Genomic DNA, 16015 nt, shown 5'->3' with positions numbered 1-16015 from the left:
ATGTCAATTTACGAAAGGGCAGAAAAGCCGAAATTTGCGGTTGCGCCGATGCTTGATTGGACCGATCGGCATTGCCGCTATTTTCACCGTTTGCTGACAAAACACTCTCTGCTTTATACGGAAATGGTGGTTGCGGATGCCGCAATTTTCGGTGACAGAGAGCGGCTTTTGAAGTTTGACGAATGCGAACATCCAGTGGCTTTACAATTAGGCGGATCTTCGCCCGATAAGCTCGCAGAAGCCGCGAAAATCGGCGCCGGTTTCGGTTATGATGAAATCAATCTCAACGTCGGTTGCCCTTCGGATCGCGTGCAATCGGGTGCGTTTGGTGCGTGCCTTATGTTGGAGCCCGATCTTGTTGGAAAAATCGTTGAAAAAATGAAACGGGCTGTTTCAATTCCGGTTACTGTAAAATGTCGCATTGGCGTTGACGAGCAGGATGTTCAAGTCGCTCTTGATAATTTGAGTGCAGCAGCATGGCAAAGCGGCGCGGATGCATTGTGGGTTCATGCACGAAAAGCATGGCTTCAAGGCTTGAGCCCAAAAGAAAATCGTGACGTACCGCCGCTTGATTATCAACGCGTTTATGATTTGAAGCTGAAAAATCAAAGTCATTTCATCGGGATAAACGGTGGTATTCAAACAATAGATAAAGCAGCTGGCCATTTGGAACATGTCGATGGAGTGATGGTCGGGCGCTATGTCTATCAAAATCCTTCATCTCTTCGCGAAGTTGATGCGAAAATTTATCATGATGATCAGGCTCCGCTTGATGACGGTTCGGTTATTGAGGCAATGTGCGAATATATTGATCGCTATATCATGAATGGCGGCAAGCTTTCCAACGTCACCCGCCATATGATAGGGCTATTTTCCGGCCGTAAAGGTGCCAGAAAATGGCGGCAGACACTTTCCACCGAAGCCAATCGGGAAAATGCTCAGTCATCCATTTTACGTGAAGCTTATTCGTATATCGAATAGTTTAATCAAGTGGAATTTTCATTCAGGCTCCATTTTTTTAATGCAAAAATGTACCCGTTCTGCCAGTTCAATCGACCAGAATGAGCCGGTCTCCGCGCACCGAGTAACCGGTAAGGCGATCAAGAAAGCTCATGCCCAATAAACTTCCTGAAAGGTCACCGGGACGGCTAACTAGCGCTCGTACATTGCTGCGTTCGATATCACCTATTTTGAGATTATCAATTATAATAGGCGCGGCATTCGTACTGCCATTTGCAGTCTCGACCGGTATATTAAATCCTAATCTTCCAACATCAATATTTGCAGCAATTGCATCGTCATAGGTTAGAACAACAGCAGAAGCACCCGTGTCGATCGTGAGGCTCAATGTCTTACCGTTAACAGCTGCGCTTGTTAGAAAATGTCCATTTGCGGAACGTTCGAGGCTAACGGTTTTGCCGTTTTCACTGTAGCGCGTAACAGGACTTCCTGGAATAATGCCGCCAGTTACACGATATGCGAGATCCTGTATTTCGTAACGCAGACTATAGCCACACATGAGGGCGAATATAATAACGCACCATATTGCAATATTTCGTGCAGCATCGGCCAACTTTATCTTTGATCCCAACAAAGCAGAGGTTGCTGCTAGTCCCCATATTCCATAATAACCGAGATTGGCAATCTTGTCGGTTGTTGCATTGGGAGCACTATCGCTAAATGCAAGCAGCAAAATGATAATTAAAGCGGCGGTAGAGATAATAAGCCAGAATGGTTTCATGGTGCTTGCTCTCCAGTCAATCAGGGATAGCAACAGTTAACCGACAAGGCTTGTTATTGCCAATAATATAATTGTCAGGCACTGCTCGACAGCGCCTAAAGTATCGCCGGTATAGCCGCCAATGCGTTTCTCACACTCCAGTGTAAAGACGTAAATAAACAAGAATGAAGCGACAATGGAAATTATTATCCAGCTGAAGCAGAAAAAGCAAAGGCCTGTAATCAGCAGAATGACACCCGAAACAATCAATGATTTGCGCCCAACCTCGATTGATGGTTCACCCGCGGCGGCGGCTGTACCGTTTTTGCGTGCGAGTGGAAGCCTTGTCCAGAACCATACCATGCCGCCACGGCTTACCGCTTCACACACCATTAAAGCGATGATTGCACCATAGAGGCCAAGATTTATCTCGATTGAACCGACAAGCGCTATTTTTGAAAGTACGGCGAAAGTCAAAGCCAATGTACCATAGGTACCGTTACGCGAGTCTTTCATAATCGCCAGGCGATCTTCTTTCGATTTCGCGACAAAAAAGGCGTCGGCTACATCTGCCAATCCATCTTCATGAAGTGCACCGGTGAGCATTGTTGTAAAGAGAACGCAGAAAACCGCTGAGACCCATATATTCAAGCCGATAAAGTGGGCAAGTGCCAGACACAATCCGGATAGAAGACCGATAAACAAACCGGCAATCGGAAAATAATGTGCCTCGCTAGAAATTGAATGCTCGGGCGAAAACCAATGACTTTTTACAGGTAAACGCGTGAGAAAGCCTAATGCACGCATCGATGGGCCAAGAAAATCGCTCAAGATTTCTCTTACTCCTGTTAAAGTGATTTTAAATTGCTTATAGAACAATCCTTGATGAGATTCTATTTGTTCATTTTGTTTGAAGGGTGTTTCCGTGACCGCTTCCAGTCCTTTTGATGATTTTCGTGCTTTACTGAACAGTTTGCCTGATCCGGACGAAAACGCCATAAAATTGGCGAGAAAACGTCAGTCGGAACTCACAAAGCCGGAAGGCTCGCTGGGAAGGCTTGAAGACATTGCGCTTTGGTATGCGGGATGGAGAGGAAAAGAAAAACCCATTGTCACACGTCCTTTAGTCGCGGTGTTTGCCGGAAACCATGGTGTGACAGATGAAAATGTTACACCGGTTCCCCGCGCTGTCACCCAACAGATGGTCGAGAATTTTGCTGCCGGTGGCGCTGCGATCAATCAAATATGTGTCGCTTATGATCTCGGCTTGAAAATATTTGATCTTGCTCTGGATTATCCTACGATGGATATCACCAAAGATGCGGCGATGGATATGCGTGGTGCTGCCGCAACAATGGCATTCGGTATGGAATCAATTGCTGGCGGCACCGATTTATTGTGCTTGGGCGAAATGGGGATAGGCAATACGACAATTGCCTCGGCAATTTCTCTTGCACTTTATGGTGGTAAGGCCGAAGAATGGACAGGGCCGGGCACAGGTTCCAAAGGTGATTATTATCGGCGCAAAATTGCGGCTGTAAAAAAGGCTGTCGAACTTCATAAAGATCATCTCGATGACCCGTTCGAGGTTATGCGACGTCTCGGCGGGCGTGAAATAGCAGCTATGATGGGCGCTATTCTTGCAGCTCGAATGGAAAAAATTCCCGTTATTCTCGACGGGTTTGTGGTGACTGCAGCAGCAGCTCTTTTACATAAAATAAATCCACATGCGCTTGATCATTGCATAGCAGGACATGTTTCGGCTGAACCGGCACATCGCCGCCTGTTGGATAAAATAGGCAAAAAACCGCTTCTCGACCTCGGGATGCGATTGGGTGAGGGGACGGGCGCTGCAATTGCTGCAGGTGTTGTAAAAGCAGCTGTGCTCACCCACTCACAAATGGCAACATTCGAGCAAGCCGGAATTAAAATCTGATAGGCTCTCTTTTATACAGCCTTTAGTTTCATTTGATTCCGCTATTGTTCTTGCCAAGGAGTAACGGAAGCGGAAGCTTCTACAGTTTTGTCGTCAATTGTTGCGAGTGCATCAATGAAAAGTGGTACAAAAGTGCCAGGGCCTTTGGCAGTGCGGCCGGCAAGTGTGCCTGCGGCTGAAAAGGTTGAAAAAGCTTTGACTGCTGCGTCGAACGGTTTGTTAGGTGCAAGTGCAACAAATGCTCCTGTCACACAAGTAAGCGCACATCCGCAAGCAGAAACTTTCGACATCAGGCTATTTCCGCCTTCAATCAATACGTGCCGTTTTCCATCAGTGATAAAATCACTTTTACCCGACATGGCAATAACTGCCTTTGTCTTTTGGGCTGCTGCTATCGCAGCATTAAAACTATTTTCTCCGTGTTCCTTACTATCAACTCCGTGAGCTGTAGTTTTCGAGGTAAGCCCAATGATTTCAGAGGCATTGCCTTTTATAATACGGGGGGACAAAGTGAGAAGATGTGCTGTAGCATTCGTCCGGAAAGACGTTGCAAAATGCGCTACAGGATCGAACACGACCGGCTTGCCCAATATTTTCGCTCGCTCCATTACGAGTCTCATGCCTGCGTATTTTTCAAGTGTTAATGTGCCGATATTGGTTGTAATAGCATCAGCATTATCGACGAACTCGGCTGCTTCATCGGGCGCAAAGGACATAACCGGTGATGCTCCAAGGGCATTGAGCACATTGGCACAAAAATTCATCGCAACTTCATTGGTTATACATTGAATGAGAGGGCATTTTTCCCTCAATTTCAGAAGACTGATGCGTTTATCGAACTCGAATAGCATTTTTAAAGATGGTTCACTTCCTTTTCGATCATCATATAATCGAGCGGCAGCTCTGTTGTATATTTTATCTGTTCCATCGCAAATGCTGAAGACACATCCCTGATGTCAATTTTTGCGATAAGTTTTTTATAAAAAACATCATAAGCAGCGATATCAGGGACGACCACGCGTAGCAAATAATCCACGTCGCCACTCATCCGGTAAAATTCCACAACTTCGGGAAAAGCGTGAACGACTTCTGAAAACCTTTTCAGCCATTCATGATTATGGGCGCCGGTTCTAACCGAAACGAAAACTGTGACCCGCGTATTGACCTTCTCTGGTGATAGGATTGCAACGCGGCGTTGAATCACCCCGTCTTCTTCCAGTTTTTGTATACGTCGCCAACAGGGGGTAGTAGAAAGACCCACTTTTTTGGCAATATCTGCAACAGCAAGCGTTGCGTCCTCCTGCAAGAGACGAAGAATTTTCCTATCAAGACGATCCATTACCGCATCCAAAAAATTTAATAAAACAAGGTTTCAATTCTATATATAGAAAATAAATTCTTTTTAATAGCAATAAATAAAAAATTTTCTACAATTTATCGAATGTAGGTATCTACCAGTCTTTTAAGTGTGGGTAGTAATTCATGTTCAAACCACGGATTACATTTAATCCAATGAGTATTTCTCCATGAAGGGTGAGGGATGGGAAGAACGTGATATCCCCTTGGCTGCGTTATTGAGAGAATATTTTTCCAATTTTTAACGGTATCGGTAACCGATTTTTCTTCAAGATTGGAAATGTGATATTTCTGGGCATAGCCACCTATTGCGATGACCAGTTCTACTTGAGGCATTAACTTGAACACACGCTCGTGCCAGGTCAATTTACATTCTTTTCTCGGTGGAAGGTCGCTTTTCGATTTGTTGTAACCGGGAAAACAGAATCCCATCGGTATGATGGCAAATTTATTTTTGTCGTAAAAGCTGTCGCGGTTCACGCCAAGCCATTCCCGCAAGCGGTCTCCTGAAGGATCATTAAAAGGTATGCCGGTTTTATGAACGCGCATACCCGGAGCTTGTCCGGCTATGACAATGCGAGCCGTAGACGAAAGATAGGCCACAGGTCGAGGTTCCTGTGGAAGTCGTGGTAAGAACAGCGGTTTATCGTAGCAAATGCGACAGGCCGAAATCTGTTTTTCCAAACGCGTGATTTCTTGAGAGTTTGTTTGAAGTTCCTTTGTCATAATTGCAATATGAGCCAATCAGGATATTCCTTCAATGATTACACTCACGCGTTCACGAAAAAACGACCATCGGATATGAAGATTGTCAAATATAATGTCAGCCAGCTGAATTAAAAATGAATCGCTGAGTGAAAACGTAAGAAAATATTGATCACATAATTTTAATAAATTAAATAATCATAAAATGATATCAAATAAAAATGTAATTTTATATAGTGTTTATTATAAAAATATTTATAATAATAAATTTTTTTAATTCACTATAGCATTGAATTTCTTGGAAAATAACAACGGTAGTTTGGGTGGATAAGGATAAGTCTTAAAACGAGTCGATAAACATCTATGATCAAAACTTGCAAAGCCAGTCACATTAACAAAGAAGATTATGTACAATGTCAGTCAATCACCGGTTCTCTGTGGCCGTGGCGCTAACTCGGCCACAAGTTGTGAGAGAATAAAAACAATAGATTGAATTGCTATTTGAAGACGTTCCTATCGTTATAAAAGGCATGTTCTATTAGAAAATGCTTCAATTGGGTACAGCGATAACTGTATCGATATATTTTGATTTCTTTGAAATACCACTTGGTTCAGGCTCGAAAGAATCAACGAGGATGGGCGCGTCGCCAAGTGTGAGGCCATTCGAACGAACCAGCCCATATGCCCAGTTTTTGTTTACGTGCATCCGCTTCTTCCTGCTTATAATCGTAATAACTGACCGCCCAGCCATCTTTCACCATTTCGCGGTTCAAGTCATGGTCTCCGGCGCGACATTTAGCCAATAGACGATCGAATTTATCTCTTTTTGTTGACGTGCAACTGATTTCATTTCCACCGATCAATGCTGCAAGATGTTGTTTGGCCATTTCACCACAAGGGTAGGAGGCACCGTCTTTGTCACAAAATTGGTGAAGTTCCGGAGCATCAATCCCTAAAAGGCGGACTTTTTGTCCAGCAAGATGGAGGGAATCACCATCTGAGAGTTGTGTTTTCCCGCGGATGATTTCGACTTTTTCAGGTTGATAGGAAGGTTCGTCTTGAACGACAGATTTCTTCGTATCGGAAAAATAAAGATAGGCGGCAATGGCAACAACCGCCAATGCCGTGACAATATCCACTAAATTGATATTTCGACGCATCATGGATTTTGTTGTTCATGTTTTGAAAAAACTGGAAGAGAACTTTTCAAAACAGGATTTTAACTGATCGGTACCATGACATGTTTTTTATAGCCCGGCCGCGCCTGCAATTTTTGGTACCAAGCCTCGACATTGCTGAATTTGTTTTTGCGTGGCAATTCCATTGCATAATAATAATATACGAAAACACCCGGAATAATATCGCCAATGCCCAAGTTTTCACCGGAAAGAAAAGGCTGCTTCTTTAATTCACCATCCATGATGGATAGCCCTTTTTCAAACTTTTCAACGCTATCAGTTACTTTTTGTTGATCGCGTTTTTCCGGTGCAAGACGCACGACATTCATAAGAAGATCGACAAACGGGTTAAACAACGTTGCCATTGTCCAATCCATCCATTTTTCAGCTGCGGCTCGTTTGCCGCAATCTTCAATCCACAACACCCCTTTGCCATAACGGGCGGCGAGGTAACGTACAATTGTGTTGGATTCCCAAAGAACCAGGTCGTCGTCCTTGATAGTGGGAACCAAGCCATTCGGATTGAGTGCTAAAAATTCGGGTGTATCCAACCCGCCATACGGGCCACCAGCTTTTATGAACTGATAGTCGAGCCCGATTTCTTCGAGTGTCCAAAGAACTTTTTTTACATTGCTGGACGTAGGGCGTCCCCACAGTACGAGCATTCTATGCCTCTTGTTTGTGTTCGAGTTTCATATGGTCAACAATGAAATCTGCAATTGCTTGTACATCATCAATGTTGAAATACGGCAAATGCTTTTCTTCCACCGGCTTATCCGATGCAATAGCGATAATATGAGGATCCGATTTGTTAAGGGGTTCGCCAACTTTCCCGCCGGTACGACGAACTTCCAACTTGTCGTGGCTATCCCGCTTGTATCCCTCGACAATCACAAGATCACAGGGGGATAAAAGCTCAAGAATTCTTGAGAGCGGAGTTTCTTCTTCCGCTTTGTTTTCGTGAATGAGTGCAAAGCGCCTTGAAGATACAACAGCGACTTCCTGAGCTCCAGATTTGCGATGACGCCATGAATCGGTATTTTCATGGTCAATATCGAAATCATGATGTGCATGTTTGACCGTTGAAATTTTGTAACCGCGTGAGGTCAACTCTTCGACAAGGCGTACAACCATTGTCGTTTTTCCATTGTTTTTCCAGCCGGTTACGCCAAATACTTTAAGCTTTGGTTTCATTTTTTATCCCGAATTTATCCTGTAAATATTGATAATCTTCCGGCGTGTTGACGTTAAAGAATGCACCTTCAGAATAGATATTGTCAAACCGCACTATAGACACATTATGAGCAAAAGCGAATGACCGGATACTTTTATTTTCAGTACCTTTCAAGAATTCGAAAAGGTCGGATCTGAGGTTCGTTGGCCAAAGTGCAAATGTCGGTTGGAGACCCGAAGGTGTAGAGGCCATCCTCAAAGTGGTGTTTTTGTCAATATCCGACGTGATTCTCACAAAAAACTCTTCCGGTATAATCGGACAATCTACGGGCATTGTCAGAACGAAATCGTAGTTATTTGCAAAAGCATAATTAAGACCCGCGTAAACGCCTGCAAGCGGGCCACCATATCGGATTTCTGTGGGGTCTTCGAGAACCGGGATAGGTTCAAACGCGTCGAGACTATAAGTGTTTGAGCTGATGGCAATCGGAAAACCGTGTTTTTTGAAAGTCTCGATCTGGTTTCGAATGAGGCTTTTTCCGTCAAATTCAAGCCCCGCTTTATCCCGCCCCATGCGAGACGAATGTCCCCCTGCCAATATCAATCCTAAAATTTTCATAGATTCAACTCGGAAATCTTATCCTAACTACGTTGATCAACACCAGAATGTAAAATCCGATAATCAGGGTTTTATCGAATGTGTCATTTTCTAAAAATAACATCCAATCGCACCGCTATCTTTTTCGGATACCAATTCTAGAAGATGAATGGGGTAAAGTCGATAAAAATACCGCGTAACTGTCATTGACCTCCAACATTATCAGCGACGTCAATTTTTTTAAAAACAGGTAAAAGCGAACAATATCAGCGGGGTATCCGGAACGAACCGAATGAGCTTTTTCGATTAACGTTCCATAAGAAAATCACCGGAAATTCAATAAAGGCGTATTTAACATGGATCAAAATTAGTTTTGCACCGATTTGTGACAATTGATCTTTATAAGAATTGTGCTGCTTCAGGCGATTAAAATCTCGGTAGGAGTGCCACAAATCGGCATAGAATTTTTTTAAATTCTCGCCGTTCGTTTAAGAGCTTGGTTACGAAAATCTTTTAAAAGATTTTTGTAATTTCTCGGATACCCCAGACCATGTTTCAAAAACGCATTTCGCGCCTCATTTTTACGTTTTTTGCCAGTTCGGTCCTTTATGCCTTCCCATATTATGGCGTAGAGCAGGCTGCTGCGATCAATAATTTGATGGAGCTCTTCAGCAAAAAACAGAAACCTGCGCCCGTACTTGAAATGCAACCCGAGTCGGGTCATCAGTCCGACACGCAAGGTAAAGCAGTTAACAAATCCCAAAACACTGTGCCCGGTATACCCCAAGGTGCACCTGCGAAAAAAAACAATATCGATTTGACTAATCGTGTAACTGTCGCAAGCCCGAAAACTTTTAACTATAGGCCTGAACGCCTTGTTCCGATAGAGTTCTCGAATATTGATTTTATTGAAACAAATTCGACGATGAAATCGTCCGGTCCAGCCCGATTGCCGTTGTCAGAGCCTTATAACGTTATTCTGGAAGGCGTTAATTCAGGGCAAAATACCGATATAGACCAATCTTTAAAATCGGATTTTTCTCATATTGATGTGAAAATAGAAGACTCGCTTGCCGATTCAGTGACCAGACATTACGTAAATAAGCCCGATCTCATGTGGTCTGTAGCCGGCGAAGTTACTGACAAAGCCAGAGACGTGATGCGCTTTTTGGCTAGAGTCGACGAGGACGGATTGGAGCCACAGGATTATTTTGTAAAGCTACCAGATGAAAATCTTGTGGGCGAAGAACGCAATCTTGCATTCACCAATTTTGATGTCGCTCTGACAAGCCGCGTCCTTCGTTACATTCAGGACGCATCGAATGGTCGTATTATCGCCGATCGTCTCTCGCCGTTTCATGATTTACCACGTCGCCAGATCGATTTCGAAAGAGAATTGGGCAGATTGGCAACAAGTGAAAATCCTGTCGCCGATTTAGAGGCTTACCTGCCACAATCCGATTCATACAAAGCATTGAAACATGCTCTGGCGCAAATGCCGAAGAGCGACCATGCAGACAATGTGAAAATATCACTCAAGACGGTCATTAAACCCGGTGAAACGAACGAGGACTTGCCGCTCTTTACGAGTCTGCTTCTGAAACGGGCACCGTCCGGTTATCTCTCCGATCATAAAATGAAGTTGGAAAGGTTTCTGCAAGAAACCAGCTATAATGACCAATTGGTAGAGTGTGTCAGAGACTATCAAAAATTCGTTGGCAAAACGGCGGATGGTGTTATCGGGCCCGCAACGGTTGCAACCTTGGCAAACAATACTGTTGAAATAAAAAGACAGAAAATTGTTGATTCGATGGAACGATTGCGCTGGCTTCCGCACGACTTCGGTTCCCGTTATGTGTTCATCAATCAGGCAGCGTACAGAGGGCAATATGTCGAAAACAACGCAGTCAAACTTGATATGAAGGTTGTGGTTGGTAGCCCTCAAAGGCAAACCTATTTTTTCTATGATAAAATAAGACTGGTTACATTCAATCCGTCTTGGGGCGTACCCCATTCGATAGTTGTCAATGAAATGCTCCCGCGTATCATGCAGGACTCAGGTTATCTGCAACGCAACAATTATGAACTTTATGATAGTTCGGGCAGAGTGGTTTCAGCATCATCAGTCAATTGGCAACAAGTAGCTAACAAAGGACGTGGAATCAGTATTCGCCAGACACCGGGGAAGAACAATGCTCTTGGCGAACTCAAAATACTTTTTCCAAACAAGCATGATATCTATCTTCACGACACGCCCAATAAGACAGCTTTTTCCCGCGACATGCGTGCTCTAAGTCATGGATGTGTGCGTCTTGAATATCCGCGGGAAATGGCAGCAGCAGTACTCGGCAAAAATGTTGATGATTTAAAGCCCTATTTTGCAAAAGGCGAGCGGAGCTTGTCATTAAGTGAACCTGTTCCGGTTTACCTCACCTATTTTACTGCCTGGCCAGATCTGAAAAGTGGCAAGATTAATTATTATGATGATATTTACGGCCGTGACGAGTTGATGGCGGGTGCCGTTACAAGAACAGAGTCAGTCCGAAAATCGGACATTTAGATACCATAAAATTCCGACTTTTGCAAATGGTGTGCCGACTATTTCGACAGCCACTTTCAATACAGCTAAAAAGGAATAGCCCCGACTGGACGCGGCCAAACATAGCTCGTTCAACTGACAAGTTTAAGCGTAAGTCACATATCCTTTAAATCGCCGGGATTGTTGTCGGTTCAGATTTAAGCATGTGGATATTGTTCTAAACGACCACTTTCGCAATTGCTTTCATGTTTTTTCCCGTCCTTGAAAAACATCTTTATAGCGCAACACAAAAAATGCCATGATGAATTTGGAACAAAGTGTGTTTGATCTAGTGCATGGTAAGGCTCATTCGGGAATAAAATCGCTAGGCCTCTTTCCTCAAAAGCGAGGCTGTTGTCTCCAACTTTTGTAAATGGCGCTTTCTTGCGCTTATTCCATCCGGCATATTAAGCGGGTTTAGAGGATGCTTTTGAATGAGGTATAAAGTTGTTAGTAAAGAGATAGTCGCTCTTCACAGTCGAAATTATCTCTTGCTAGCAATATCGGGTTGCTATCTACAATCATATCTTACGGTCAAAATCATATCGCCTGAGTGGCTTTTTATAACTGTTAGAAACACTTTACCCGGCGAGACTCTTTTTGATATCGGAGATGCGCCAAGCAACACGTCAATGTGTGAATGTAAATGACTATCCGGATAGGGACAACCGAGCCAAGCTCACTGTCAACCATTACGAAAAAACAAATAAAAAAGCCGCTTCGTTAAAAAGAAGCGGCGTTTTTATACTAAAAAACAATTATTTAATTTTTGTTTCTTTGAACTCGACATGCTTTTTGGCAATCGGGTCATATTTACGTTTTGTCATCTTTTCTGTCATTGTACGGCTATTTTTCTTTGTAACGTAAAAAAAGCCGGTATCTGCAGTCGACAAAAGCTTGATTTTAATGGATGCTGCTTTAGCCATAATTAAGGATCCTGTTCCTGAATATAAATTCACCACCTTCAAACCGGACGACATATTCCGGCGCAAGTGGATTTTGCCGCGACACTAAGGATGTTATACAAAAAGTCAAGAGTGGATTAGCTTTAACACCACTCTTGAGACCACTAAAATGATATAAAGTCCAAAAAATGTAGCCATTGTGTCTGAAAAGCCAAAGGGCGGAAAAATATCCATGGCTTTACCGATGGCTGTTGGTCCTATCAGCATCCCGATACCGTAGCAGAAAATAAACGCCGAGTTGGCGGCTGCAAGCTCGAAACCTTTTAGCCTTGAGCCTAGTTGAGCAAGACCGATCGTATAAAGTCCGGCAGAGACGCCGCCGAGAATAAATAGGTCGAGTGTCAACATCCATTTTACATTGGCAATCCAAGGAATCAACAAGGTGCCAATCAAGCCGATGATTGCGCATCCTGTTAACGGATAACGACGGTCGGTCACAAAATCGCTGATAATGCCAATCGGAATAAGTAGCAGCACATTTCCCAATGCTAGAACGGACATGAATTTTGCCGCTTCGCCTTCACTATAACCGAGATTGAGACTGAATGGTGTGATCAGTGTTAAGGCACCCATCTGTATGGCGCCGTATACGAGAACTGCCATTGTGGAACTCGGGACAGCAAAAATATATCTGAAAAATGCGACGTGATCGCTATCTTTGAATTGCGGGCTCAAGTTCCAGGCAACGATGATCGGTATTGCAGCAATTGCAATCAAAAAGCAGGCGGTACCGAATGGCGTGAATCCCTGGCTACCAACATGAGCTAGAAGAGTAGGGCCGATAGTAAAACCGAGACCCAGTGTAATTGCATAGATAGCAAGAATCGTGGCGCGTTTTGCAGGGGGCGCGGAACTATTTATCCAGAATTCGGATAGAACGAACATCACGGTGATTGCAAAATGCAGGGTGAAGCGCAAAATAAACCAGATGACAATCGATTGGAAATAATAGAAACCTAAAAAACTTGCACATCCGACGGCCATCATTGTCAGAATTGAACGTGCAACGCCGAGTTTTTTTGCAATGCGGGCGCTAAAGACCGCCGCGATTATTGTGGCAATACCACCTACTGTACCACTATAGCCGATGACACTGCTGGAAAAACCTCGTGCGGCCATCAGGATTGAAATAAGCTGCGTTCCCAATCCCAAAGCTATTCCTACAGCGCCGATTGTTGCTGTTGCAGCTGAAATCGCGCGCCAGGGCTTTGCATTCTGAGAGGATGAATCGGATTGCATCATGGACTATTCTGTCATCACTCATATAGGCTTTGCAGAGGAGTTTTCTGCTTGAAGTAACTTTATTGGATTTCGGCAAGTGCGTTAAATGCCATTTATGCTGGATAAGTTTTAAAATTTAGAATGCTTACAGATTTATCCACTCCTAAACTTCAAGTCAAACGGCACAATCCGGTTTCAAATTTTACCCGTCGGGGCAGCATACAATAGACTTTCAACATTATCGGCAAATCATAAAAATCAGGCTTTTAATAATTATTGAAAATAGACCAGAGCCTATTAGATCACGAAGTCGATCAAATAGAACGGCGGGTTTTTCGTGATGATCGATTGAAGCGGCGCGCGCCCGTCTTACTCTTATGATGAGAAACCGGTGACAACGGTAATGGCCGTGGCGCACTTAGCATTTCAAATCGCATCGCCCCGGCAATTGGCTGTGCTTCGACGAGACGTACACTGACACTATCTCCCAGCTGGTAACCTTTATGGCTTTTTTCGCCTATCAAAGCGTGACGTGCCTCGTCAAATATATAGTAATCGGTTGCCAGAGTTGAAATAGGCGTAAAACCGTCGGCTCCCAATCGGTCAAGTGAAATGAATAAGCCCGATTTTGTGACACCGGCAATACGACCGGTAAATTCAGTGCCAATTTTATCTGCGAGAAAATGCGCAACCAACCGGTCGATTGTTTCTCGTTCTGCAGCCATTGCGCGGCGCTCTGTAAGAGAAATAGCTACTGCAATTTCATCAAGATTTTTTTCTTCTTCGTTCGTTAAACCGTCATTGCCGAGCTTCAGTGATTTGATCAGGGCACGATGAACGATTAAATCCGCATAACGGCGAATAGGCGAAGTAAAATGGGCGTAGTTACGTAAGTTGAGGCCAAAATGACCGATATTCTCGGGCGCATATTCTGCTTGTGATTGGGTACGCAACACCACCTGATTAACCAGCTCTTGTTGATCGGTATCTTTCACCCGCTCAAGAATTCTATTAAAGCGTTCCGGCGTAAGCTCCGCGCCGCGGGAAATTGAAAGACCAAGAGACGCCAAAAACTCTCTCAAGCCTTCTTGTTTTGCGAGCGACGGCTGGTCATGTATACGGTAGATCAAAGGTTGATTTTTGGATTTGAGGGTTTCAGCTGCCGATACATTGGCCTGAATCATAAATTCTTCAATAAGTTTATGGGCATCAAGGCGTGGCGGGATGACCACGTCTTTAATGCGTCCGCTTTCATCAAGAATAATTTTCCTTTCAGGCAGATCAAGTTCCAACGGTTGCCGTTCGTCACGCGCTTTTTTCAGCAAATCATAAGCTGCCCAAAGGGGCTTCAATACGTTTTCAAGTATTGGCAAAGTTTTTTCGTCAGGCTTGCCATCAATAGCCCTTTGCGTTTGTTCGTAAGAAAGTTTGGCACACGAGCGCATCAATATACGGTGAAAACTGTGACTTTGTTTTTTCCCGTGACTATCAAAAACCATGCGAACGGCCATAGCAGGCCTATCTTCGCCCTCGCGCAGAGAACAAAAGTTATTCGAAATTCGTTCTGGCAACATCGGTACAACCCTGTCGGGAAAATAGACCGAATTACCGCGTTTTAAGGCTTCCTTATCCATTGCACTGTCGGGGCGGACATAATAACCGACATCTGCAATAGCAACCGTCACGACAACCCCGCCTTTATTGTCTTCGCTATCATCCATATTTGCACAAACGGCATCGTCATGATCCTTTGCATCTTCGGGATCAATGGTTACGAGCGGGAGGTCGCGCCAATCCTCCCGATTTTCCATTGTAGCAGGTTTAGCTTCTTCCGCTTCTTCGAGGACGCGGTCAGGAAAAATATGCGGAATATCGTGAGAAATGATCGCAATCATCGATAGCGCTTTTTCGCTATCGACACTGCCCAGAATATTTTTGACGACGCCGCGTTTCAAGCCATAACGTTTGTCACGACCGATCTCTACTTCGACGAGGTCTCCGGCTTTTGCCTTGCTATCCGGGGGGAGATCAACGGCAATTTCGGGTGCTTTTCGGTCGATCGGCTCAAGACGCCATTTACCTTGGCCTAAATCACGAAGAACGCCCATAGTGGTAAAATCACGCTTATCAATTTTCTTAATAGCGCGGCCGGTATAAGAAGGTCCTTCCTCTCTTTTATTGCGGAAAATTTTGGCAAGGATTCTGTCGCCGACGCCAATGGCCGGTCCTTTTGTGCGTCGTGCGGGATGAAGAGCGACAAGCGGCGCATCCTCACCATCCCATTCGGAAGGCTCAGCGATAAAGCCGCCATCATGATCGCGCCCTTTAATGTCGAGAACTGCGACAGGTGGAAGCATGTGTTTCGGAACAATTTTTTTGCGTTGTTTAGAGACGACACCTTCGGCCTTCAGTTCACGCAAAAGGTCTTTAAGCCAAATTCGCGCATCCCCTTTGAGGTTGAAAGCCTTGGCAATCTCCCGCTTCCCGGACAAATTCGGATTTTCTTTGATGAAAGAAAGAATATCATCTTTTGTGGGCAAGTGTGAAGGTTTGTTCCTGCTTACGGGATGTTGTTTCATAGCTCT

At 44.3% G+C, this 16015-nt stretch carries 15 protein-coding genes; 3 read left to right on the top strand and 12 right to left on the bottom strand.

The features are described from left to right. Window positions 1-981 carry a tRNA dihydrouridine(20/20a) synthase DusA gene (gene dusA / locus H3V14_RS09700; RefSeq protein WP_198228247.1) on the top strand — a complete coding sequence of 327 codons (981 nt, stop codon included), beginning with the start codon at window positions 1-3 and terminating at the stop codon, window positions 979-981. Between the two features lie 67 nt (window positions 982-1048). Here the strand turns inward: dusA and H3V14_RS09695 are convergent, their stop codons facing one another. Both H3V14_RS09695 and cobS read right to left on the bottom strand, forming a co-directional pair. After that, window positions 1049-1741 (bottom strand): TIGR02281 family clan AA aspartic protease, encoded by a 693-nt coding sequence (locus tag H3V14_RS09695; RefSeq protein WP_075870548.1) that lies wholly within the window; start codon window positions 1739-1741, stop codon window positions 1049-1051. A gap of 36 nt (window positions 1742-1777) precedes the next feature. Further along, window positions 1778-2551: an adenosylcobinamide-GDP ribazoletransferase gene (gene cobS, locus H3V14_RS09690; protein ID WP_246785140.1), complete on the bottom strand. Its 774-nt coding sequence runs from the start codon at window positions 2549-2551 to the stop codon at window positions 1778-1780. Between the two features lie 94 nt (window positions 2552-2645). On the opposite strand from cobS, the gene cobT reads away from it, so the two are divergent. Beyond that, on the top strand, window positions 2646-3656 hold the full coding sequence (cobT, locus tag H3V14_RS09685; protein ID WP_198212535.1) for a nicotinate-nucleotide--dimethylbenzimidazole phosphoribosyltransferase: 1011 nt from the start codon (window positions 2646-2648) through the stop codon (window positions 3654-3656). Between the two features lie 41 nt (window positions 3657-3697). Here the strand turns inward: cobT and thiM are convergent, their stop codons facing one another. The 7 genes from thiM to H3V14_RS09650 all read right to left on the bottom strand — a co-directional run bounded on the left by thiM (window position 3698) and on the right by H3V14_RS09650 (window position 8687). Next, on the bottom strand, window positions 3698-4507 hold the full coding sequence (gene thiM / locus H3V14_RS09680; protein ID WP_198228244.1) for a hydroxyethylthiazole kinase: 810 nt from the start codon (window positions 4505-4507) through the stop codon (window positions 3698-3700). 2 nt (window positions 4508-4509) lie between these two features. Next, window positions 4510-4995 carry an Lrp/AsnC family transcriptional regulator gene (locus H3V14_RS09675; protein ID WP_075870551.1) on the bottom strand — a complete coding sequence of 162 codons (486 nt, stop codon included), beginning with the start codon at window positions 4993-4995 and terminating at the stop codon, window positions 4510-4512. Window positions 4996-5090: 95 nt separating this feature from the next. After that, on the bottom strand, window positions 5091-5738 hold the full coding sequence (locus tag H3V14_RS09670; protein WP_198228377.1) for a uracil-DNA glycosylase family protein: 648 nt from the start codon (window positions 5736-5738) through the stop codon (window positions 5091-5093). Window positions 5739-6343: 605 nt separating this feature from the next. Beyond that, window positions 6344-6880: a thermonuclease family protein gene (locus tag H3V14_RS09665; RefSeq protein ID WP_198212538.1), complete on the bottom strand. Its 537-nt coding sequence runs from the start codon at window positions 6878-6880 to the stop codon at window positions 6344-6346. 56 nt (window positions 6881-6936) lie between these two features. Then, entirely contained in the window at window positions 6937-7560 is a 624-nt protein-coding gene (locus H3V14_RS09660; protein ID WP_075870554.1) for a glutathione S-transferase family protein, read from the bottom strand. A gap of 1 nt (window position 7561) precedes the next feature. Continuing rightward, window positions 7562-8089, bottom strand: coding sequence for a molybdopterin-guanine dinucleotide biosynthesis protein B (gene mobB, locus H3V14_RS09655; RefSeq protein WP_198228242.1), 528 nt, complete (start codon window positions 8087-8089; stop codon window positions 7562-7564). Next, window positions 8073-8687: a molybdenum cofactor guanylyltransferase gene (locus H3V14_RS09650; protein WP_198228240.1), complete on the bottom strand. Its 615-nt coding sequence runs from the start codon at window positions 8685-8687 to the stop codon at window positions 8073-8075. Before H3V14_RS09650 ends, mobB begins: the two co-directional genes overlap by 17 nt. A gap of 529 nt (window positions 8688-9216) precedes the next feature. Here H3V14_RS09650 and H3V14_RS09645 point away from each other — a divergent pair. Continuing rightward, window positions 9217-11226, top strand: coding sequence for a murein L,D-transpeptidase (locus H3V14_RS09645; RefSeq protein WP_198228238.1), 2010 nt, complete (start codon window positions 9217-9219; stop codon window positions 11224-11226). Window positions 11227-12002: 776 nt separating this feature from the next. Here the strand turns inward: H3V14_RS09645 and rpmG are convergent. The 3 genes from rpmG to rnr all read right to left on the bottom strand — a co-directional run bounded on the left by rpmG (window position 12003) and on the right by rnr (window position 16009). Next, window positions 12003-12170: a 50S ribosomal protein L33 gene (gene rpmG, locus H3V14_RS09640; protein ID WP_075870557.1), complete on the bottom strand. Its 168-nt coding sequence runs from the start codon at window positions 12168-12170 to the stop codon at window positions 12003-12005. 105 nt (window positions 12171-12275) lie between these two features. Next, a complete protein-coding gene (locus H3V14_RS09635; protein ID WP_371809463.1) occupies window positions 12276-13451 on the bottom strand; it encodes an MFS transporter in 1176 nt (391 codons plus the stop codon). A gap of 293 nt (window positions 13452-13744) precedes the next feature. Further along, window positions 13745-16009, bottom strand: coding sequence for a ribonuclease R (rnr, locus tag H3V14_RS09630; RefSeq protein ID WP_246785138.1), 2265 nt, complete (start codon window positions 16007-16009; stop codon window positions 13745-13747). Between the last annotated feature and the right edge of the window lie 6 nt (window positions 16010-16015).

It is taken from the genome of Bartonella sp. W8151 (assembly GCF_016100385.1).
Taxonomy (GTDB): domain Bacteria; phylum Pseudomonadota; class Alphaproteobacteria; order Rhizobiales; family Rhizobiaceae; genus Bartonella; species Bartonella apis.
The sequence above is the reverse complement of the archived record's forward strand: the minus strand, read 5'-3'. Positions and strand labels throughout refer to the sequence as shown.